23 protein-coding genes are annotated in these 19,709 nt (G+C 34.3%); 13 read left to right on the top strand and 10 right to left on the bottom strand.

Annotated elements, in window-relative coordinates:
• Window positions 1–6 precede the first annotated feature (6 nt).
• Window positions 7–1,119, top strand: coding sequence for an AI-2E family transporter (locus ABD745_RS18770; RefSeq protein WP_344833723.1), 1,113 nt, complete (start codon window positions 7–9; stop codon window positions 1,117–1,119).
• A gap of 79 nt (window positions 1,120–1,198) precedes the next feature.
• Here ABD745_RS18770 and ABD745_RS18765 read toward each other — a convergent pair whose 3' ends face one another.
• Window positions 1,199–1,450: a bacteriocin-like protein gene (locus ABD745_RS18765; RefSeq protein ID WP_344833720.1), complete on the bottom strand. Its 252-nt coding sequence runs from the start codon at window positions 1,448–1,450 to the stop codon at window positions 1,199–1,201.
• A gap of 152 nt (window positions 1,451–1,602) precedes the next feature.
• On the opposite strand from ABD745_RS18765, the gene ABD745_RS18760 reads away from it, so the two are divergent.
• Window positions 1,603–1,980, top strand: a complete 378-nt coding sequence (locus ABD745_RS18760) for a DoxX family protein (protein ID WP_344833717.1) — start codon at window positions 1,603–1,605, stop codon at window positions 1,978–1,980.
• A 71-nt stretch (window positions 1,981–2,051) separates the two neighbouring features.
• Here ABD745_RS18760 and ABD745_RS18755 read toward each other — a convergent pair whose 3' ends face one another.
• Complete coding sequence (locus ABD745_RS18755; protein ID WP_344833714.1) at window positions 2,052–3,410, bottom strand: acyl-CoA dehydrogenase family protein; 1,359 nt, start codon at window positions 3,408–3,410, stop codon at window positions 2,052–2,054.
• 206 nt (window positions 3,411–3,616) lie between these two features.
• Here ABD745_RS18755 and ABD745_RS18750 point away from each other — a divergent pair, with 206 nt between their 5' ends.
• Complete coding sequence (locus tag ABD745_RS18750) at window positions 3,617–4,531, top strand: DUF4349 domain-containing protein (RefSeq protein WP_344833711.1); 915 nt, start codon at window positions 3,617–3,619, stop codon at window positions 4,529–4,531.
• Between the two features lie 77 nt (window positions 4,532–4,608).
• Here the strand turns inward: ABD745_RS18750 and ABD745_RS18745 are convergent, their stop codons facing one another.
• The gene (locus tag ABD745_RS18745; protein ID WP_344833709.1) at window positions 4,609–6,039 is read right to left on the bottom strand and encodes a glycoside hydrolase family 125 protein; all 1,431 of its coding nucleotides are present in this window, start codon (window positions 6,037–6,039) and stop codon (window positions 4,609–4,611) included.
• 205 nt (window positions 6,040–6,244) lie between these two features.
• Here ABD745_RS18745 and pgi point away from each other — a divergent pair, with 205 nt between their 5' ends.
• From pgi to ABD745_RS18710, 7 genes are all read left to right on the top strand, one after another.
• Entirely contained in the window at window positions 6,245–7,885 is a 1,641-nt protein-coding gene (gene pgi, locus ABD745_RS18740; RefSeq protein WP_344833707.1) for a glucose-6-phosphate isomerase, read from the top strand.
• 27 nt (window positions 7,886–7,912) lie between these two features.
• Window positions 7,913–8,797, top strand: coding sequence for a bifunctional 5,10-methylenetetrahydrofolate dehydrogenase/5,10-methenyltetrahydrofolate cyclohydrolase (locus ABD745_RS18735; RefSeq protein WP_344833705.1), 885 nt, complete (start codon window positions 7,913–7,915; stop codon window positions 8,795–8,797).
• 7 nt (window positions 8,798–8,804) lie between these two features.
• The gene (locus ABD745_RS18730) at window positions 8,805–9,434 is read left to right on the top strand and encodes a 7-carboxy-7-deazaguanine synthase QueE (protein ID WP_344833702.1); all 630 of its coding nucleotides are present in this window, start codon (window positions 8,805–8,807) and stop codon (window positions 9,432–9,434) included.
• Window positions 9,435–9,477: 43 nt separating this feature from the next.
• A complete protein-coding gene (locus ABD745_RS18725; protein ID WP_344833699.1) occupies window positions 9,478–10,848 on the top strand; it encodes an exopolysaccharide biosynthesis polyprenyl glycosylphosphotransferase in 1,371 nt (456 codons plus the stop codon).
• A gap of 104 nt (window positions 10,849–10,952) precedes the next feature.
• Complete coding sequence (locus tag ABD745_RS18720) at window positions 10,953–11,705, top strand: MlaE family ABC transporter permease (RefSeq protein ID WP_344833696.1); 753 nt, start codon at window positions 10,953–10,955, stop codon at window positions 11,703–11,705.
• Complete coding sequence (locus ABD745_RS18715; protein WP_047398746.1) at window positions 11,705–12,520, top strand: ATP-binding cassette domain-containing protein; 816 nt, start codon at window positions 11,705–11,707, stop codon at window positions 12,518–12,520. Before ABD745_RS18720 ends, ABD745_RS18715 begins: the two co-directional genes overlap by 1 nt.
• Complete coding sequence (locus ABD745_RS18710) at window positions 12,504–13,121, top strand: outer membrane beta-barrel protein (RefSeq protein WP_047398747.1); 618 nt, start codon at window positions 12,504–12,506, stop codon at window positions 13,119–13,121. The genes ABD745_RS18715 and ABD745_RS18710 overlap by 17 nt, the downstream gene beginning before the upstream one ends.
• 38 nt (window positions 13,122–13,159) lie before the next feature.
• Here ABD745_RS18710 and ABD745_RS18705 read toward each other — a convergent pair whose 3' ends face one another.
• Both ABD745_RS18705 and ABD745_RS18700 read right to left on the bottom strand, forming a co-directional pair.
• On the bottom strand, window positions 13,160–13,477 hold the full coding sequence (locus tag ABD745_RS18705) for a hypothetical protein (RefSeq protein ID WP_344833693.1): 318 nt from the start codon (window positions 13,475–13,477) through the stop codon (window positions 13,160–13,162).
• 92 nt (window positions 13,478–13,569) lie between these two features.
• Entirely contained in the window at window positions 13,570–14,376 is an 807-nt protein-coding gene (locus tag ABD745_RS18700; RefSeq protein ID WP_344833690.1) for a M48 family metallopeptidase, read from the bottom strand.
• 108 nt (window positions 14,377–14,484) lie between these two features.
• Between ABD745_RS18700 and ABD745_RS18695 the strand changes: the two genes are divergently transcribed.
• Complete coding sequence (locus tag ABD745_RS18695) at window positions 14,485–15,030, top strand: DUF4251 domain-containing protein (RefSeq protein ID WP_344833688.1); 546 nt, start codon at window positions 14,485–14,487, stop codon at window positions 15,028–15,030.
• Here ABD745_RS18695 and meaB read toward each other — a convergent pair.
• On the bottom strand, window positions 15,027–16,010 hold the full coding sequence (gene meaB / locus ABD745_RS18690) for a methylmalonyl Co-A mutase-associated GTPase MeaB (protein ID WP_344833686.1): 984 nt from the start codon (window positions 16,008–16,010) through the stop codon (window positions 15,027–15,029). The two genes, ABD745_RS18695 and meaB, sit on opposite strands and share 4 nt — an antisense overlap.
• 169 nt (window positions 16,011–16,179) lie before the next feature.
• Here meaB and ABD745_RS18685 point away from each other — a divergent pair, with 169 nt between their 5' ends.
• Together ABD745_RS18685 and ABD745_RS18680 are read left to right on the top strand one after the other, a co-directional pair.
• Window positions 16,180–16,470: a cytochrome c gene (locus ABD745_RS18685; protein WP_047398752.1), complete on the top strand. Its 291-nt coding sequence runs from the start codon at window positions 16,180–16,182 to the stop codon at window positions 16,468–16,470.
• Window positions 16,471–16,491: 21 nt separating this feature from the next.
• Window positions 16,492–16,782, top strand: a complete 291-nt coding sequence (locus tag ABD745_RS18680; RefSeq protein WP_344833682.1) for a cytochrome C — start codon at window positions 16,492–16,494, stop codon at window positions 16,780–16,782.
• Window positions 16,783–16,803: 21 nt separating this feature from the next.
• On the opposite strand, the gene ABD745_RS18675 is transcribed toward ABD745_RS18680, so the two are convergent.
• Genes ABD745_RS18675 through ABD745_RS18660 form a run of 4 tightly spaced genes read right to left on the bottom strand, consistent with a single transcriptional unit; the run spans window position 16,804 to window position 19,570 of the window.
• Window positions 16,804–17,796 (bottom strand): enolase C-terminal domain-like protein, encoded by a 993-nt coding sequence (locus ABD745_RS18675; RefSeq protein WP_344833680.1) that lies wholly within the window; start codon window positions 17,794–17,796, stop codon window positions 16,804–16,806.
• A gap of 25 nt (window positions 17,797–17,821) precedes the next feature.
• Complete coding sequence (locus ABD745_RS18670) at window positions 17,822–18,337, bottom strand: tetratricopeptide repeat protein (RefSeq protein ID WP_344833678.1); 516 nt, start codon at window positions 18,335–18,337, stop codon at window positions 17,822–17,824.
• Window positions 18,324–19,022, bottom strand: coding sequence for a peptide chain release factor H (gene prfH / locus ABD745_RS18665; protein ID WP_344833675.1), 699 nt, complete (start codon window positions 19,020–19,022; stop codon window positions 18,324–18,326). Before prfH ends, ABD745_RS18670 begins: the two co-directional genes overlap by 14 nt.
• A gap of 2 nt (window positions 19,023–19,024) precedes the next feature.
• The gene (locus ABD745_RS18660; protein ID WP_344833673.1) at window positions 19,025–19,570 is read right to left on the bottom strand and encodes a nucleotidyltransferase domain-containing protein; all 546 of its coding nucleotides are present in this window, start codon (window positions 19,568–19,570) and stop codon (window positions 19,025–19,027) included.
• Window positions 19,571–19,709: the final 139 nt, after the last annotated feature.

The following is a 19,709-nucleotide window of genomic DNA, read 5'->3' as shown; positions in this document are numbered from 1 at the left end:
GAAATTATGAATTTACTTCGACTTCCTTTTTTGGTCAAACTTACACTTGTTGTCATTTCCATTATTGGTCTTGGCTATCTTTTGGCGTTGGGAGAAAGCATTTTAGCACCTTTCTTTCTGGCATTTTTGATGGCAATGCTTTTTTTGCCGATTGCCACTTTTATGGAAAAAAGACTGAGATTTACAAGATCGTTGTCTACGATTGCTTCGGTTTTGATTATGCTCATTATTTTAACAGGATTAATTTATTTCTTCGGGTCACAATTATCCGATTTCAGTAAAGATATTCCGCATTTAAGAGGACAGTTTACAGCAGTTTTTGCAGATCTTCAGCATTGGGTTTCAAAAACCTTTCATGTAAAAATTGATGAGCAGTTTACTTATCTCGATCAGGGGTTGGATAAGCTTCTCTCTTCGACAGGCGTTATTTTGGGTTTCACCTTTGGCGTTTTCTCGACGGGACTTGGTTTTATTGTTTTCTTTATTTTATTTTTCATTTTTATTCTAAATTACAGAAGGATTTTGAATAATTTTATCGTAACAGTTTTTAATGAAAAACATAAAGCAAGCGTACAGGAAATTGTAAATGAAGTGAGAATTATGACCAAAAAATACATTTTCGGACTTTGTCTGCAAGTGATTATTGTTTCTATTCTTACATCAACAGTTTTAACTATTTTAGGCGTAAAATATGCTATTCTTTTGGGGATCTTAACGGGTTTATTAAATGTAATTCCTTATTTGGGAATATGTATTTCACTTTTAATTTCATGTTTTATTGCTTTTGCAACCACTACTCCGTCAACCTGTATTTATGTAGCTATCGGTTATATTGGTATTCACATTGTTGACGGAAATATTGTTTTACCATTTGTAGTCGGTTCAAAGGTAAAAATCAATGCATTATTTTCTTTTCTTGGAATTATCATTGGAGAACATCTTTGGGGAATTGCAGGAATGTTTCTGTGTATTCCGGCAATCGCAATTATTAAAATTATTTTTGAAAGAGTGGATGGTTTAAAACCTTGGGGAAAATTATTAGGCGAAGAAGAAAGACCACACAAAAAGAAAAAAAGCTACAAGATCTCGAAGAATATTACCTTAAAGGAAATGGACTGATTATAAGTAATTGGTAATAAGTAATTAAACCTGATTAATTTATATAAAGAAAGCCTTCAAATTGAAGGCTTTTTATTTTTTATGCCGCACAAAGTGGCTGCAATCCGTTCGGACAGGTTTCCGTACAATAAATGTATGTTCCACTGTCGGGACAATATCCGATTGGATCTCCTGGAGGATCAGTCGGTCCGCCTCCACCTCCTAAACAAGGATCTCCTGGTGGAATTTTACATGGACAGCCAATTGGTCCGATATCACATTTTCCGGGACCTCCGCCACCTTGAATTTCTTTTAAATCTCTACGATTTAATTTTTTAAGATTTTTCAACATACTATTTCGTTTTAATTTGTCTTGTGAAACAAATATATAAAATCAAAAGATATAACCGCAAAATATTTCCCTTAAAAGAGAATATAAATATTTTTTAATCTCTTTTAATCAACCGATTATAATTTTATTTAATTTTAATAAAAAATCATATCATGAAAATCGTAAAATTTATTCTGTCCCTTCTTTTCGGACTTATGTTTATCAATGCCGGATTAAACAAATTCTTTAATTATATGCCAATGGAAAAACCTACTCCGGAGCAAATGAAACTTTTTGCAGCATTCGGAGAAATTCATTGGTTGATGCCATTAGTAGGAATTGTAGAAGTCATTGGCGGATTATTATTTATTTTCCCTAAAACAAGAGCTTTAGGAGCTATTGTCATTTTACCGGTTATGGTAGGAATTGTTGTTCACGTTTTCACGATGGATAAATCCACCATGGGAATGTCAATTGCAGGAGTTCTATTCCTGATCAATCTTTGGATGATTATTGACAATAAAGAAAAATATAAAGCTTTAGTAAGCTAAGCTGTTAATGATTGATGGTCAATTGTGAATTCACTTTCATGAAAATACACAATTGACCATTCAAATTAATTTTATACGAATGCACTGAATCCCGTAATTGATCTGCCGACAATCAGTGAGTTGATTTCTTTCGTTCCTTCGTAAGAATAAATTGCTTCCGAATCGGCTACGAACCTTGCTACATCATATTCAAGAAGAATCCCATTTCCACCCATTACTTCACGTGCCCTGGAAACAATATCTCTTGTTCTTAATGTACAGAAAACTTTGGCTAAAGAAGCGTGTTCGTCTTTTAAAATACCCTCATCCTGCATTTCGGAAAGCCTGAAGACCATCGTTTGCATTGCAGTAAGATTCGACAGCATTTCAACCAAATGTCCCTGAATCATCTGAAAAGAAGCAATTGGTTTACCAAATTGTTCTCTTTTTCTGGTATAATCTAAAGCACTTTCATAAGCTCCTCTTGCGCAGCCTGTTGCCATCCATGCAACTCCTGCTCTGGTCATTCTCAGTACTTTTGCCGTGTCTTTGAATGAATTGGCATTTTGCAATCTGTTTTCTTCTGTTACTAAGCAATCCTTCAATGTAATCAATCCGTTCTGAACAATTCTCAACGCCATTTTTCCTTTAATTTTCTCAACAGAATACCCAGGATTATCTTTTTCAACAATAAAACCTTTTACTTCTCCATCATCTAAGTCTCTTGCCCAGATAATAATTAAATCTGCAAATGTTGCGTTTCCAATCCATTTTTTTTGTCCGTTCAAAATCCAGCCTTCCGGAGTTTTTTTACAGGTTACGGTTAAACCTCCTGCAGCTCCGGAGCCAACTTCAGGTTCTGTTAACCCAAATGCTCCTATTTTTTCAAATTTCTGCATTTGAGGAAGCCATTTTTGCTTTTGCTCTTCCGAACCGCAGATATAAATAGAACCCATCGACAAACCCGATTGTACTCCAAAGAAAGTCGCGATCGAAGCATCAATTCTTGCCATTTCCATCGCAATAACTCCTTCCATTAAAAAAGGCATTCCGGGACATCCGTAACCTTCATAAGTAACACCACAAATATCCAATTTCTGGAATTTTGGAATTAATTCAAACGGAAATTCATCTCTCAGCCAATAATGATTCACCAAAGGTTTTACTTCTTTTTCCATAAAAGCTCTCACTTTAAGCTGAATTTCTCTTTGTTCGGGAGATAAAGTGTGATAAATATCGTAGAAATCACCGTCGATTGGAGGAAGCTCTTTCTTTTTCTTGTTGGGATCTAGCATTTTCATTAAACCTCCGAGCTGTTTATCATCGAGTTTTGAAAAGTTTTGCATCAGTTTCGGCAGGTCAACTTTTTGAGAAATAGCACTTAGCTGATCAAAATCTATTGATCTGAATAAATCTATTGCGTTTCTGATTTTGGAAAAAGTATTTGACATAGTAATTGTTTGTGTATTGATTTGTAAAAGTTAAGCAAAAATTAATCCGAAAACAAGTCTCTTTCATCTAATTTATTTTACAAAATGCTGATCTTAAAATAGTTAAAACAGAATTTTTCTTTACAAAATTTTTACTCGTGATTTTCAAACGTTACAAAAAATTCTGCTGGAACTTTGGGATAAGCAAAACATTAAAAATAAATATCATGAAAACAACTTACATCAAATTATCAATCGCTACAGCACTTTTATTAGGAATTTACTCATGCAAAAAAGGAGAAGCTTCTGCGACAGAACTTGAAGCATATGCAACTGCAGATTCAGCCGCGATTGTGACATCAGACAGTATTTCTTCCGTTGCAACCATGAAAGTAAAGGACAAACAATTTATCAAAACAGCAGATGTAAATATGGAAGTGAAAGATGTTTATGAAGCGACAATTTCTATTGAAAAATCAGCTCAGGAATTGGGCGGATTTGTAACACATAGTAATTTGAAAAGTAATGTTGTTTCAGAAGATACTTACAATACTTCAAACGAAGAAGCTATGTTGGTGAAAAAATATCAGTCGGAAAATATGATGCAATTAAGAGTTCCGACAGAAAAACTGGGAGAATTATTGACCTTAATTAACAGTAAAAAATTATTCCTGAACTCAAGATCAATTAACGCTGAAGATGTGACTTCAAGTATCAAATATGCTGAACTGGAAGGAAAAAGAATTAAAAAAACAGGCGAAAATATTGACAAACTGAAAACCAACAAAGACAAAGTCAATATGAGTAACGATAATATGTCGGAAAACAATCAACAGCAATTGGCAAATATGGATGTTACGGATAATTTGAAATACAGTACAGTTGATATTTATATCAAAGAACCGAAACTCCGCATCGCCGAAATCGCTATTACCAATACAAAAAGTATTGACGATAAATACAAATTCAATTTCATTTACAGTGCAAAATCCGCTTTTGTAGAAGGATATTATTTAATCCAGAGAATTGTGGTGGGATTAATTATGATTTGGCCAATTTTATTGATCGGAGCTGCGATTGTTTATTTTTTAAGAAAAAGAAAACCAAGTAAAAAATCAGAACAGAATATCTCAGAAATATAAGCTTTCCTAACCTTTGGTTATCAATATATATTTTAAATTTTACAAGAAAACCTCCAGAATTCTGGAGGTTTTTATGATTAGAATTTTCTTTTCAGAATTTCAGGCTTTGTTTTATATAAATGAAGAATCAACTCTCCGAAAAGCGTATTTGCCCAAGCAAACCACGATCTTGTAAAATCTTTCGGATTATCAACATCAAAGGACTCGTGGATAAATCCGGTTCCGGCGTGAGTTGCTTTTAATATTTTTAAACAATAGATAATTTCTTCATCATTATCGGTAGTCAAAGCCTGCATAATCAAACCTAAAGGCCAAATTTTATGTTCTCCGATGTGCGGTCCGCCAATTCCTTTGGCAAATTTCCCTTCACTGAACCACGGATTTGCTTTGCTTAAAGAAAATTTTCGGGTGTTTTTATAAATTTCATCTTCTTTTGAAGCATATCCCAAATAAGGAATTGACAGCAAATTCGGAACATTTGCATCATCCATAAACAAAGCATTTCCGAAACCGTCGATTTCTAAAGCATAGATTTTTCCGGCTTCAGAATGATTTAGAATCGCATGCTTTTGAATTGCTTCATCAATTTCTTCAGCTAAATTTTTAAATTGAACAGAAGAATTTTCATCTTTTAAAATCTTAGAAAAAATTTCGGCAATTTGTCTCAAAGAAACCACCGCAAACATATTGGAAGAAACCAAAAACGGATAAAAAGTGGCATCATCAGAAGGTCGGAACATCGAATGAATTAAACCATTTTTTTTCGTTGGATTTCCATAACCGCCACCAAATTGAGTGTCTAAAGGATTTCCATTTGATCTTTGAAATTTATACGGTCCTTTGGAATCTTTTCTTTGCTGCTCTTTGAAAGTCTGCAAAATTAATAACATTGCTTTTTTCCAATCGGTATCGAAAACTGAAGAATCTCCCGTCGTTTTCCAATAATTGTAAGACAAACGCATCACATAACACAAAGAATCTATTTCCCATTTCCGTTCATGAATTCCGGGTTTCATTTGCGTAGAATCGTCTTTCCATTCACTTATTTTGCTTACATCATCAAAAAAAGCATTGGCATAAGGATCCAGAAGAACACATTCAACTTGTTTATTAATCACTCCTTTCAACAGATTTTTCAATTTTTCATCTTCATTAGCAAGGCTTAAATACGGATAAACCTGTGCCGAAGAATCACGAAGCCACATCGCGTCGATATCTCCTGTGATTACATATGTATAAGGTTTATTATTCTTTTGATAAAATTTTACTGTTGTATCCAGAGTATTGGGGAAACAATTTTCAAACATCCACACCAACTCTTCATCAGCAATAGATTTTTTAATCGTTTTAATCATTTTTTCAACGACTTCCGAAGTAAATTTTCTTTGAGCTAAATTGGGTCTTTTTGAAATGAAATCATCTGTATATAAAAATTTTGCAGAGGTTGGTAAAACAAAAAATCCAAGTCCCAAAGATGACTTTTTAATGAAATTTCTTCTGTTAAGCATGATTTTAATGAAAAATATTTAAGCATAAAAGTAATAATTTTAAAGATTAAAAAATTCATTTATAATAAACTTAGAATTGATTTTTAATTATCAATTAACATCATTGAAGTAAAATTCCGTAAATTTGCAAATCAATAATTTTGCATGAGGATTTGGCATTCAACAATCCTAGATCCGAAGCCTTAAAACCTTAATTTCTAAATATATGCTATCAAAAATAAATCCTACTCAAACAAACAGCTGGAAAGCGCTTGACGAACAATTTGCAAATAATGATTTCGATTTAAGAAGCCTTTTTGCATATAATCCGAATCGTTTTAATGAATTTTCTATTAAAAGATCTAACTTTTTGTTTGATTATTCTAAAAACCTAATTGATTCTAAAACTAAAAACCTTTTATTGAATCTTGCAGAAGAATGTCAATTGAAAGATGCAATTTCTAAAATGTTTTCGGGAGATAAGATCAATGAAACTGAAGGAAGAGCAGTTTTACATACAGCTTTGAGAGATTTTTCCGACAAGGAAATTTTGGTAGACGGAGAAAATATCAAACCTCAGATCAGAAGAGTTCTTAATCACATGAAATCATTCTCTGAAAGCATCATTTCAGGAGATCATAAAGGATTCAGCGGAAAAGAAATTACCGACGTTGTCAATATCGGAATCGGTGGTTCTGATTTGGGACCTGTGATGGTGGTTTCGGCTTTGAAACATTTTAAGACAAGGTTAAACGTTCATTTTGTTTCCAATGTGGACGGAAATCATATCGCAGAAGTTGTTAAAAATTTAAACCCTGAGACAACTTTATTTATCATTGCTTCTAAAACGTTTACGACGCAGGAAACGATGACCAATGCCAATTCAGCAAAAGATTGGTTCTTAAAAGCAGGAAAACAAGAAGATGTAGCCAAACACTTTGTTGCTTTATCAACTAACGTTCAAGCAGTTAAAGAATTCGGAATTGCAGAAGAAAACATCTTCGAATTCTGGGATTGGGTTGGCGGAAGATATTCACTTTGGAGCGCAATCGGCTTAAGTATCGTTCTTTCGGTCGGATATGAAAATTTCGAGCAATTATTAAGAGGAGCTTACGATACGGATCAACATTTCCAGACGGCAGAATTCTCTGAAAATATTCCTGTTTTAATGGGATTAATAGGAATTTGGTATCGTAATTTTTATGCAGCCACAACAGTTGCAATTCTTCCTTATTCTCAATATTTAGACAGATTTCCTGCCTATTTCCAACAAGGAGATATGGAAAGTAACGGAAAATGTGTTGACAGAAACGGTGAATTTGTAGAATATGAAACAGGACCAATCATTTGGGGAGAACCGGGAACAAATGGACAACATGCTTTCTATCAATTGATTCACCAAGGAACAGAATTGATCCCTGCGGATTTTATTGCCTATGCAAAAAGTCCGAACAAAGTTTCTGATCACCAAGATAAATTACTGGCTAACTTTTTTGCTCAGACCGAAGCACTTGCCTTTGGAAAAACGGAAGAAGAAGTTGAGGAAGAATTAAAAAATTCAGGAAAATCTGATGAGGAAATTGATTTCTTATTAAACTACAAGGTCTTCCATGGAAACACTCCAACTAACTCGATATTATTCAATGAATTAACTCCTTTTTCATTAGGACAATTAATTGCTTTGTATGAACATAAAATTTTCGTTCAGGGAGTAATCTGGAATATTTTCAGTTTCGACCAATTCGGAGTAGAATTAGGAAAAGTATTGGCAAATAAAATCTTACCGGAATTAGAAAATAATGAGACAGTTAATTCTCATGACAGCTCTACAAATGGGTTGATTAATTATTATAAAGGAAATAAATAAGAAAGTAAATATCTAATAAAAGTAAAAATGGCAGAAATTCTTGACGGATTAAAAGTATCCAAAGAAATAAAACAGGAAATCAAGGCTGAAGTTGATAAGATCATCGCAAGCAAAAGAAGAGCACCACATTTGGTGGCAATTCTTGTTGGAAACAACGGAGCAAGCAAGGCTTATGTAAATGCAAAAGTGAAAGACTGCGAAGAAGTAGGATTTCAATCCAGCTTAGTGAAATTTCCAAGCACGGTTTCCGAATCTGAATTATTGGAAAAAATCGAGGAACTTAATAAGGATAAATCTGTAGACGGATTTATCGTTCAGTTGCCTTTGCCCGATCAGGTTGATCAGGAAAAAATCATCAACGCAATCGATCCAAGAAAAGATGTTGACGGTTTCCACCCTACAAATTTCGGAAAAATGGCTTTGGAAATGGATACTTTCTTGCCTGCAACTCCATTCGGGATTTTAACTTTATTAGAAAGATACAATATAGAGACAAAAGGTAAAGATTGTGTCATCATCGGAAGAAGTAAAATCGTAGGAAGACCAATGAGTATCTTAATGGGAAGAAAAGATTTCCCAGGAAATTCAACGGTTACTTTGACGCATTCATACACAAAAGATATCGAAGAATATACTAAAAAAGCAGACATCGTAATTACAGCTTTAGGAGACCCTCACTTCTTAAAAGGTGAAATGATCAAAGACGGAGCGGTGATTGTGGACGTAGGAATTACAAGAGTAGACGACGATTCTCCAAAAGGATATTATTTGGCAGGTGATGTAGATTTTGACAGCTGTGCTGCAAAAGCAAGCTGGATCACTCCGGTTCCGGGAGGTGTCGGTCCTATGACAAGAGCGATGTTGATGAAAAACACCATCATTGCTTACAAAACCTCAGTCTATAACGACTAATTTTAAAATGAATAAAGAAGAAGATATTTTATTAAAAGAAGGTAAAATGCTCCCTGTAATGGAGCATTTTTACACTCTTCAGGGAGAAGGAGCACACACCGGAAAAGCAGCCTATTTCATCAGATTGGGCGGTTGCGACGTCGGGTGTCACTGGTGTGATGTAAAGGAAAGCTGGGATCCGGCTTTACATCCATTAATGAATGCAGAAGAAATTGCAGGAATTGCGGCAAGTCATTGTAAAACAATTGTTTTAACAGGCGGTGAACCGCTAATGTGGAATCTTGATATTTTAACATCCAAATTAAAAAAATTGGGATGCACCATTCATATTGAAACTTCAGGAGCTTACCCGATGAGCGGACAAATCGACTGGATCACCCTTTCACCAAAGAAAACTGGGCTTCCAAAAGAGGAAATTTATGAAAAGGCAAGCGAGCTTAAAGTAATTGTTTTCAATAATAACGACCTTAAATTTGCACAGGAACAGGCAGCGAAAGTTTCGGAAAACTGTACTCTATATCTTCAGAGTGAATGGAGCAAACGAGATGAAATGTACCCGAAAATTACAGACTTCATTTTGGAACACCCGGAATGGAGAGCATCAGTTCAGACCCATAAATATCTGAATATACCGTAAAAAATATGTAACTTCGCTCCTCGTATCCCTAGAAAACCGATAGATGCAGAGAATTCGATACTCTAGATACCTGAAATCGATCATTATTTTGCTTGACCTTTTGGTTATTGCATCTATTTTTATATTCTTTTTCGTAAGCAGAAATCAGGATTTAAAATATAATCAGGAAACCTGGTACCAGAATGTTTTTTCTTTGGTATTATTATTTTTGTTTTGGATGCTTCTGAGCGGCAGAACAAAGATCTACAATATCCCGAGAAATTTGACGTACACCTTGTTTCTGGAGCGGCTTCTCGTACACTTTCTGTTATTTATTCTTGGCGTTTTACTGATTGGAAAAGTCAGTTATAATGTATTTTTCAATTCGGATATTTACTGGCTTTCGTTTTATCTGTTTTTCTTTATTTTCTTAGCAAAATCATTAATATTCTTTGGAATTAAATATTTCCGTAGTTTGGGTATTAACCACAGAAATATTATGTTCTTAAATGAAAACAGTTCCACGGAAGTTTTAAAGAATATTTTAAAGGACAGAAGAGATTACGGTTACAAAATTTTCGACTACACCAATCCTGAAATAAAAGCAGAAGAATTAATCGAATTCTGGAAAACAAACGGAATTCATACCTTATTTATTCCGACAGAAAATTCTTACAATGAAAGAACAGAAAAAGAGCTTTTTAGATTAGCAGAGGCCAATAAAGTTCATATTTCGTTGATTCCCAGTATTACACAAAGTGATTTTTTCCTTTACGATATGGGATATATTCAGACGCAACCCGTTCTTAATCAGGCAAGATATCCTTTAGATTATTATTCTAATTTTTTATTAAAAAGAACTTTCGATATTGTTTTTTCAGCTATAATTTTGGTTACGATTTGTTCATGGCTATTCCCGATTATTATAATTTTAATTAAATCTTCATCAAAAGGGCCTGCTTTTTTCATACAGAAAAGATATGGTTTTCATGAAGAGGTTTTTGAATGTATTAAATTCAGAACAATGGTCGTGAATGAAGAGTCTTCGACAAAAACGACAGCAGAAAATGACGCAAGAATAACAAAAATAGGTAAATTTTTAAGAAAAACAAGTCTCGACGAAATGCCACAATTTTTGAATGTCTTGAAGGGACAAATGTCAATCGTAGGCCCAAGACCGCATATGTTGGCTGTCGATAACTATTATAAGCCGAAAATAGGACGATATAGCTTGAGAAGCATGGTAAGTCCGGGAATTACGGGTCTTGCACAAGTAAACGGGCTTCGTGGTGATGCCGGAGACGTAGAAGTTGAAATGAATAAGCGAGTTTTGGCAGATGCTTTCTACGTGAGAAACTGGAGTTTTGTGCTTGATCTTGTCATTATTTTAAAAACCATTTTATTGGTTGTAGGTGGAGATAAGAACGCAAAATAAAGATTTTGGTCTACATTATGATATATAATTTTAATAGCAAAACGGAGGCTTAGCCTTCATCTCAACTTTAATTTAATTCAATAAAAAAAGTCTAATTTAGCAGAATGTTAAAAAAGTTTTTTACAGCAGTAGGAGAATACATTATCCTTATTGGTAAATCCATGCAGAAACCTCAGAAAATGAGAGTGTTCTGGAAGCTGTTCATGAGAGAAATCAACGATTTGGGAGTCAACTCTTTTGGGTTGGTGATCTTTACATCTATATTTGTTGGGGCTGTTGTTGCCATTCAAATGTTTAATAATTTTGATGCTTCAGATTTCCCTATACCTACTTCATTTGTAGGATATGCAACAAAGGCAGTTTTGGTATTGGAATTTGCACCTACCATTATCAGTCTGATCTTAGCCGGAAAAGTAGGTTCATATATTGCATCAAGTATCGGAACGATGAGAGTTTCTGAACAGATTGATGCGTTGGATATTATGGGCGTAAACTCACCTAACTTTCTGATCTTACCAAAGATACTTGCTTGTATGATTTTTAATCCTTTATTAATTGCCATAAGTATTGTTTTCGGTATTGGCGGAGGATATATTGCAGGAATTTTAACAGGAAACTGGACAACAAACGACTATATCACCGGTATTCAAATGTATATGCCTAATCTTTTCATTTATTATGCATTTACTAAAACTATTGTTTTCGCATTCGTCATTGCAACCGTACCTTCATATTTCGGATATAATGTAAAAGGAGGTTCATTGGAAGTAGGTAGAGCGAGTACACAGGCGGTAGTATGGACGATGGTATTCATTATCCTTTCAGAATTGCTATTAACCCAATTAATATTAAGCTAATGATTGAGGTAAAAGATCTTAAGAAAAGTTTTGATGAAGTTGAAGTACTTAAAGGGATTTCAACAACTTTTGAAAAAGGAAAAGTAAATCTCATCATTGGGCAAAGTGGTTCCGGAAAAACCGTTTTCCTTAAAAGTTTACTGAATGTTTATCAGCCTTCATCGGGAGAAATTCTTTTTGATGGCAGAGATATCAACGTCATGAACAGAGAAGAAAAACAGCACTTACGATCCGAGATCGGAACATTGTTTCAGGGAAGTGCACTGTTTGACTCTTTAACTGTTGAAGAAAACATTATGTTTCCTTTGGACATGTTCACCAACTTAACTTTCAGAGAGAAAAAAAGAAGAGTTTTTGAAGTAATCGGAAGAGTACATTTAGATAAAGCCAACAGAAAATTCCCATCAGAAATTTCCGGAGGTATGCAAAAACGTGTGGCGATTGCAAGAGCGATTGTAAATCACCCGAAATATCTTTTCTGTGACGAACCCAACTCAGGATTAGATCCTTATACATCGAATATTATTGATGATCTTTTGCTGGAAATTACAAAAGAATATAACACCACCACCATCATCAATACACATGATATGAACTCCGTAATGACGATTGGCGAGAAAATTGTTTATCTGAGATTAGGAATTAAAGAATGGGAAGGAAACAAGGATATTCTGATCACGGCAGGCAATAAAAATCTGATCGATTTCGTTTATTCTTCGGAACTCTTTAAAGAATTAAGAGAATATTTACTTGAGAATAATAAAACTATTGAGAATACAATCACAAAAATTGACGATAATGAAAAAGGTATTTAGTATAGCATTAATAGGTTTTTCTATGTTTGCTTCTGCACAAATTTCTTTGGCAGGGAAAGCAAATTTAATTTTCCCGACAGGATCGCCTTCTTGGCAGAATATTAAAGGGACAGTAAACCAAGCCATTGAAGGAGAAGGAAAAAATAATGTTGGTTTCAACGTTGGTCTTTCCTTAAAAGCAAATCTTCCTGCCTCATTTTTCTTAATGCCGGAATTGTACTACACTTCTTTCAAAAGTGATTTTACAGATCCAACTTCTAATACAACTTTTGATATTAAAAACAATCGTATTGATCTACCGGTTCTTGTTGGTCATAAAGTTTTAGGAGATTTTTTAGGCGTTTTTGTGGGTCCGGTTGCGAGCTATAATTTAAGTAAAGAAGATTCTTTCAACGATTTTAAAGAAAATGCAAGAGATAACTTCACGGTTGGCTATCAATTTGGAGCTCAGCTTGAAATCAAAAAATTACTTTTGAATGCGAGATATGAAGGAGCTTTCAGTAAGGACTCGAGAAACTTCATTAATAAAGTTTCCGGAGAAGAAATAAGATACGACAACAGACCCAATTTATTTATGGTAGGAGTCGGCTACAAATTCTAAATTCAACGAAAATAACAATTATAAAAAATCCTCAAGTCTTAGATTTGAGGATTTTGATTTTCATGATTTCGAAGTTCGGCTTCACGTCTTGCAATTTCGGCAGCCTGTTTTTCCAGATCTTCTTTATCTTTTTGCAATTGTTTGAATTCTTTTCTTTTTTGTTCTTCTTTTATGGCACTCCCTTTACTTACATATCCTACCATTCCACCGATAATCAAACCGATTCCGATTCCTCCCAATATTCCCATGATATGAGGCATTCCCAAATCATTAATTGTAAAATTGGATGATGTTAAATAGAATAAAAGCACCGATAATGCTAAAAGTACAAGTCCGATAATGGTTAAATTTTTCATAGTGTTGTGTTTAAGTGATTAAATAAAAAGCCTTATCAAATTTAGTGAAAATATAATAAGGCTTTTACTCAGGATTAAAATTCTATATAGTTTTATACTTTTCCACCTGCAGCTTTGTAATATTCAAGAGCTTTAGGTAGGTTTTTATTGATGTCTGAAATCCTTGTTTCAGGATTCGGGTGGGTTGATAAGAATTCCGGTTGTCTTGCTCCTGTAGCAGCAGATTCCATCCTATTCCAGAAAGGAATTGCCTCTCTTGGATCGTATCCCGCCATTCCCATTAAATATAATCCCATTTGATCTGCCTCAGATTCCTGATTTCTTCCGTATTTCAGCAATGCAACCTGAGAACCGATAGGATAAACTTTTTCAAAAACACTAGCCCATTGACCGTTGGAAATTGTTCCTCCCAAAATCTGTCCTCCATACTGAGCAACCATTGCCTGAGAAATTCTTTCGTTTCCGTGTCCCGCCAATGCGTGAGAAACTTCATGTCCTAGAACTACGGCAAGTCCGTTATCATTTTTCGTAACCGGTAAAATTCCTGTATAAACAGCAACTTTTCCGCCCGGCATACACCAAGCATTCAGCTCGTTGCTTTGGATAAGATTAAACTCCCAATTATAATTTGCAAGATCCGCAGAACGTCCGATCTGCTGATAATATCTTTCAGCGGCAGATTTTATTCTGGAACCTACATTTACCACCCTTTTAGCATCTGCAGTTCCTGCAATTACTTTAGATTTGCCCAATGTTGTTTTGTATTCCTGAGCAGACATGGTCATGATTTCTGAGTTATTTGCCAGTTGCAAAGAAGATCTTCCCGTAATCGGGTTTGTAGTACAAGCTACCACTGACAGAGCAATGGCTCCAATTTCAAAAAAGTGTTTTATTTTCATAGTTTCGAGTGTATTAATTCAACCTTTACAATTTTTATTCCAAAACAAAATCTAAGCAATATATTTGCATACATTTTGCTATTTAAATTTAACAATTATTTTACTATCATGAAAAAGTATATTTCAATCATATTCACATTTGCATTTTTATTGATTTTCCACAGCGGATTTTCTCAAAGTAAAGTTGATCCCCAAAATTTGACTGAGCTTGTAAATTCAGAAGATTTTTCATTTCGTGCAGAAAGAGCAACGCCTACAAATTACGATGTTATTAATATAATGAATTCGATGCCGAATTCTACCTCAACCAGAATTTTGGATCTTTCGGGAAGCAATTACAGCATTGATTTAAGAAAAGACAAACTTGAGGTTACTTTACCTTATTTCGGAAGAGTTTTTAACCCGACTTACGGAAATACCAGCCAAAACAGTTACAGATTTACTTCAAAAGATTTTACAGTAACCAAATCTCAAGGTAAAAAAGGAAAATGGATCGTAAAAATTAAAGTAAACGACCAAAGCACTGTTGATGAAATCATTATTGAAGTTTTCAAAAACGGAAAAGCTTACACATCGATAAGAAGCAACGACAGACAACCGATTTCTTACGACGGATTCATTTCAAAAAATGAAGTGGAAAAAGAAAAGCTTTAGTCTTTATTAAGAAATTTTTCAACAAATAATTTTGCTTCGGTACTTGGATTTGAAACCATTGTCGAAGCATTTTTTTTGTGCTGAACATACGCTTCTTCCACGGAATTATCCCTTTTCATCATCGATAAAATATATTCCTGAACCCAATATTCAAAGCGCTTTTCTGCCTGCTGCGTTCTTACTTGTTCGAATCTGTTGGTTTTCTTTTTAAGATTTATAAAATCATTAATTTTTTCAAAAACATCACTCAGACCTTCATTATGTAAAGCAGAACCCAATAAAACCGGAATTTTCCAATTCTTTTCTTTTGGCGGAATAAAATCTAAAGCACGTTTTAATTCTAATCTTGTATTTTTTGCTTTTTGAAGGTTATCTTTTTCTACTTTATTAATGAAAACCACATCCACCATTTCCATAATTCCGCGTTTGATTCCCTGAAGCTCGTCTCCACCACCTATAATTTTTAGAAATAAAAAAACATCGGTAATATCTGCAACCAAAACTTCGGACTGCCCCACTCCAACAGTTTCAATTAAAATATAATCATAACCTGCAGCTTCACAAATCATCATTGTTTCAAAAGTAGTATTGGCAACTCCGCCCAAAAAACCGGAACTCGGGGAAGGACGAATGAAAGCGTTTTCTTCTTTGGAAAGCTCTTCCATTCTGGTTTTATCACCCAGAATACTTCCTTTATTAATTGCCGAACTCGGATCGATGGCTAAAACAGCCACTTTTTTACCATTCGAAATAACTAATCTTCCGAAATTTTCTATAAAAGTTGATTTTCCGGCACCCGGAACTCCCGTCACTCCCACTCTGATTGAGTTTCCGGTAAAAGGCATGATTTGTTTTAATAATTCCTCTGCCTGTTGCCTGTGCTCAGCTTTTTTACTTTCAACTAATGTGATAGCTTTTGCGATCAGACGTTTATTTCCCGATCTTATTCCTTCTATTAGCTCTTCTGTAGAAAATTTCATTGATTCAAAAATAATAATTAATTATGAGAAAGTGAAGTGTCAATCGTCAATTATGAAAGGTTAAATCACTTAATGTTTTTTCTCTAATTTGTATTTCTTCTAAATTATGCACCATTATATCAATGAGAAAGGGATTTTCCTACATTTGTTTTAATCAAATAGTTTAAACATGAAAAAAATAATCGCTGTAGCATCATTCACTGCTGTTTTATTAGCATCTTGTACACCAAAAGCCTCAACAGCAACAGCTCCGACAGTAGCAACTTCTACAGCAGAACAGATCGCCCAGGGAAAAACAATCTTCGAAAATTCTTGCGGAAGATGCCACAAATTGCCAGATCCTACAGCTCATACTTCGGTACAGTGGGTAGGAATTATGAATTCTATGGCTCCAAAAGCGAAACTTACAGATGAGCAACATCAGTGGGTTTACGACTATATCGTATCTGTGAAAAAATAAATCACTTAAAAAAATATTAGTATGAAAAAATTGATTTTGGGCATGATCTTAGGTTCTGCATCTTTAGTTGTATCGTGCGGACCGAAAAGTGTAGCCGTAACCGGACCAAAATACACTTCATCTGAGCAATTAACTCAGGGAAAAACAATTTTTGAAAACTCATGCAACAGATGTCATAAACTACCGGACCCGACAAGACACGACGATCAGGGATGGATAAAAACATTGAGTAGAATGGCTCCAAAAGCCAAATTGAGCGATGACCAACACCAAATGGTTTATGATTATCTGATTTCTGTAAATAAAAAATAGGCTTTCTTCTGAAAGTCTATTTTATTTTAATTCTATTCCCAAACCTGGTTTTTGGGAGAGAATTATTTTCCCGTTATCCACAAAATTTCCAGTAGCGTAATCATTGGAAATAAGATTTGCACCGTCTAAATCTGCATAATCAACAAGCCCCGTCAGAATACAGCCTGCGGAAATACCAACGGTGGATTCTGTCATACAGCCAATCATGATTTTGTAATTTAATTCTCTTGCTTTTTTGATCATTTCCAAAGCGGGAGTCAATCCGCCACATTTCATTAATTTGATATTGACGCTTTTGTAATAAGGAATTAATTCGTCCAATGAATCCAAATCTTGACAATCTTCGTCTGCCATCCAATTGGCGAAACTTTCTTTTTTAAGAATTTTATACTGATCAATGGGTCTTGGTTGCTCTAAATATGAAAAATTCTGAACCTCAATATTTTCCTGAAGCCAGATACAATCTTCATCGGTAAAGCTTGCGTTGGAGTCTAAAGCGATATTTCTATTTAATTGTAACAATTTTTCGACATTGTTTTTATCTAAACCTTTACATTTTACTTTGAATTTGTTCCAACTGCTTTTTTCAATTTTTTGAATCTGTTTATCAATTTCCCCGACAGAAATGGTGATTGAACTTTCCACTAAATTTTCAGAAGGAAGCTGATTTAATTCAATAAAACTTTTGTTTTCCAGTTTCCCGAAAAGATCCCAATAGGCACAATCCAAAGCAGAAAGTAGAAACGGATGAAGATTTAAACTCAATAAAAATTTGAAAAATTCTTTCGGATGAATGATTTTCTGAACTTCAATTTTAGGCTGAATTTCTTTTAATTTTAAAACAAAACTTTGAAGATTGATCTGATAATAATCGATCGCAACGCACTCTCCGTAGCCTTTATAATTTTGGTGAGACAGCTCTATTAATAATGCATCACGATGATTGTAATTTCCGTAAGCAATTGAGAATGTTTCTTTTAATTGAAGTTGTTTAAGTTTAAACAGTAATTCCATTATTAAATTTACAAAAAAAGGAGACTTATTTTGTCTCCTTCTTCTTTTTAATTTGTTTTTTCTTTGGCATTTTAGATTTTATAAATTTCCTGCGGTCTCTTACCAAATCTAAATTACATGAGGTGAAACAGTGTTTCTCAGCTTCATTTAAAAATTTCAAGGCATTTGTTAAGCTTCCTCTTTTTTCAGAAAGTAGCGATCGGTGAAGCCAAATTGCAGATTTATCAATCCCTTTAATTTTCAAAGAATACCGAATCAGCTTTTCGGCTTCATGGAAATCTTCGTTGTCCAAAAGACATTTAATGTAATATTGTGGAACATTTAAGTTCGTCACATCACACTGCATTGCTTCTTCAAAATAAAGCTTTGCTTTTTCGTAGTCGATCAATATTTCGCTGTAAATTCTACCCATCAGACACAGACTGTCTGCATCTTCGGGATCGTAGGACAACGCATAATTCAACGCTTCCAGACAATCCGGCAAGCTGTAAGGATAATTATCTAAAGCCTCAAAATAGTATTTACTTTTAGTTAAGGTCATTTTTATAGTTTTTTAATTCGTTTTTCAGTTGATTTCTTTCTTTTTTGAAAGATTTTTCCTGATAATTCTTTTTAAAATCTGTTCCGGAAAATGTACGGATCGGATTTCCTCTCTGCACCTGCAAATGATTGTTCCAGGTTTCCTGCATTCTTTTTTGAAGCTGAATAATATTCTGTTCCATCACTTTTTCTTTTAATCTTATAATAGACAGTTTTTTATTCTCCAATTGCGAACGCGAATCCTGCACGAAAACACTTTGTCCCGTCGGTACATGAGTTGCGCGAACGGCAGTATTTACTTTATTTACATTTTGCCCGCCACTTCCCTGACTTCTTGTTGTTTGGAATTGGATATCTTTTTCATTAAAATTAATCTTCTCCAAACCTTCCAGTTCAAAAATACCAATGAACCAATTACTTCTTTTGTGCAGTTTCCGGAATGTACTTTTTCCCGTCCAACAAATACTTCCCAACCATGTTTTTAAAAATTCATTTAAATTTTTTGATTTTAAAAGTATGGTCACGGATTTCAATGTCAGATTTTCATCGCCTTTTTCACGGTGGATGATTTCGTACTCTATATTATTATCTTTTGCTTCCTCAAGGAATACCTTCAGAACTTTCGCCACTACCCACTGACATTCTAAGGGTCCTCTTCCTGAGGTTATTTGTATTAGTTTTTCCATTGTTATTTTGGCATTTCACTTAATCTCGGATGACCGACAGGATCAATTCCTTTTTCCAATAAATCTTTTGCAGCCATGACCGCCCAACATTTATCACTGGAATGAATATTTCTGTAAAATGAAAGTAAAACATCAGGTTTCACCACTTTGAATCCATTGGTTTCGACAGTTTCCAAATCATTTCTTTCAAAGAAATCAATCGTTATTCTATGGAATTTTTCGTTTTCCAGTTCGATTGTTTTCTCATACCTGCGGAAGTTTTCTTCGCTGGGCAGATGATCGTAACGTGTCCAGACTTTCTGAAAACCTTCCTGCTGAAGAATCATAACGACTTCAGCTACACTTTCCTTATTTACAAAAACATCAATATCCTTGTGGTCATGAGCGTGTTTGTATTCCGTGTGTCCTATTTCTGTCATAAAATGCCACGCCCAACCTCCTGATAAAATGACTTTATTTTTTAATTTCTCTAAAATTTCCAGTCCATGTTGAATTCTAAATTCCGGCCAGACTTCACCGTATCTTTTTATGTTATGTGGTGCTCCCATTTTTTTGCTTTTTAATGGTTTTCTATTTTGTCATTTCGAACGAAACAAAGTGTAGTGAGAAATCTGTTTTGAAGATTCTTCATTCCTTTTCGTTGCATTTTTAATGACAGTGATATTATTTAAACCTTATAGGTTTTTA

Origin of the sequence: Chryseobacterium ginsenosidimutans (assembly GCF_039536845.1) — a bacterium.
GTDB lineage: Bacteria > Bacteroidota > Bacteroidia > Flavobacteriales > Weeksellaceae > Chryseobacterium > Chryseobacterium ginsenosidimutans_B.
This window is presented reverse-complemented; position numbering and strand designations above follow the sequence as displayed.

What these genes read in the sequence shown, in the direction of transcription:
- ABD745_RS18770 (WP_344833723.1), top strand. Translation starts at nt 7, where the DNA reads ATGAATTTACTTCGACTTCCTTTTTTGGTCAAACTTACACTTGTTGTC.
- ABD745_RS18765 (WP_344833720.1), bottom strand. Translation starts at nt 1,450, where the DNA reads ATGTTGAAAAATCTTAAAAAATTAAATCGTAGAGATTTAAAAGAAATT.
- ABD745_RS18760 (WP_344833717.1), top strand. Translation starts at nt 1,603, where the DNA reads ATGAAAATCGTAAAATTTATTCTGTCCCTTCTTTTCGGACTTATGTTT.
- ABD745_RS18755 (WP_344833714.1), bottom strand. Translation starts at nt 3,410, where the DNA reads ATGTCAAATACTTTTTCCAAAATCAGAAACGCAATAGATTTATTCAGA.
- ABD745_RS18750 (WP_344833711.1), top strand. Translation starts at nt 3,617, where the DNA reads ATGAAAACAACTTACATCAAATTATCAATCGCTACAGCACTTTTATTA.
- ABD745_RS18745 (WP_344833709.1), bottom strand. Translation starts at nt 6,039, where the DNA reads ATGCTTAACAGAAGAAATTTCATTAAAAAGTCATCTTTGGGACTTGGA.
- pgi (WP_344833707.1), top strand. Translation starts at nt 6,245, where the DNA reads ATGCTATCAAAAATAAATCCTACTCAAACAAACAGCTGGAAAGCGCTT.
- ABD745_RS18735 (WP_344833705.1), top strand. Translation starts at nt 7,913, where the DNA reads ATGGCAGAAATTCTTGACGGATTAAAAGTATCCAAAGAAATAAAACAG.
- ABD745_RS18730 (WP_344833702.1), top strand. Translation starts at nt 8,805, where the DNA reads ATGAATAAAGAAGAAGATATTTTATTAAAAGAAGGTAAAATGCTCCCT.
- ABD745_RS18725 (WP_344833699.1), top strand. Translation starts at nt 9,478, where the DNA reads ATGCAGAGAATTCGATACTCTAGATACCTGAAATCGATCATTATTTTG.
- ABD745_RS18720 (WP_344833696.1), top strand. Translation starts at nt 10,953, where the DNA reads ATGTTAAAAAAGTTTTTTACAGCAGTAGGAGAATACATTATCCTTATT.
- ABD745_RS18715 (WP_047398746.1), top strand. Translation starts at nt 11,705, where the DNA reads ATGATTGAGGTAAAAGATCTTAAGAAAAGTTTTGATGAAGTTGAAGTA.
- ABD745_RS18710 (WP_047398747.1), top strand. Translation starts at nt 12,504, where the DNA reads ATGAAAAAGGTATTTAGTATAGCATTAATAGGTTTTTCTATGTTTGCT.
- ABD745_RS18705 (WP_344833693.1), bottom strand. Translation starts at nt 13,477, where the DNA reads ATGAAAAATTTAACCATTATCGGACTTGTACTTTTAGCATTATCGGTG.
- ABD745_RS18700 (WP_344833690.1), bottom strand. Translation starts at nt 14,376, where the DNA reads ATGAAAATAAAACACTTTTTTGAAATTGGAGCCATTGCTCTGTCAGTG.
- ABD745_RS18695 (WP_344833688.1), top strand. Translation starts at nt 14,485, where the DNA reads ATGAAAAAGTATATTTCAATCATATTCACATTTGCATTTTTATTGATT.
- meaB (WP_344833686.1), bottom strand. Translation starts at nt 16,010, where the DNA reads ATGAAATTTTCTACAGAAGAGCTAATAGAAGGAATAAGATCGGGAAAT.
- ABD745_RS18685 (WP_047398752.1), top strand. Translation starts at nt 16,180, where the DNA reads ATGAAAAAAATAATCGCTGTAGCATCATTCACTGCTGTTTTATTAGCA.
- ABD745_RS18680 (WP_344833682.1), top strand. Translation starts at nt 16,492, where the DNA reads ATGAAAAAATTGATTTTGGGCATGATCTTAGGTTCTGCATCTTTAGTT.
- ABD745_RS18675 (WP_344833680.1), bottom strand. Translation starts at nt 17,796, where the DNA reads ATGGAATTACTGTTTAAACTTAAACAACTTCAATTAAAAGAAACATTC.
- ABD745_RS18670 (WP_344833678.1), bottom strand. Translation starts at nt 18,337, where the DNA reads ATGACCTTAACTAAAAGTAAATACTATTTTGAGGCTTTAGATAATTAT.
- prfH (WP_344833675.1), bottom strand. Translation starts at nt 19,022, where the DNA reads ATGGAAAAACTAATACAAATAACCTCAGGAAGAGGACCCTTAGAATGT.
- ABD745_RS18660 (WP_344833673.1), bottom strand. Translation starts at nt 19,570, where the DNA reads ATGGGAGCACCACATAACATAAAAAGATACGGTGAAGTCTGGCCGGAA.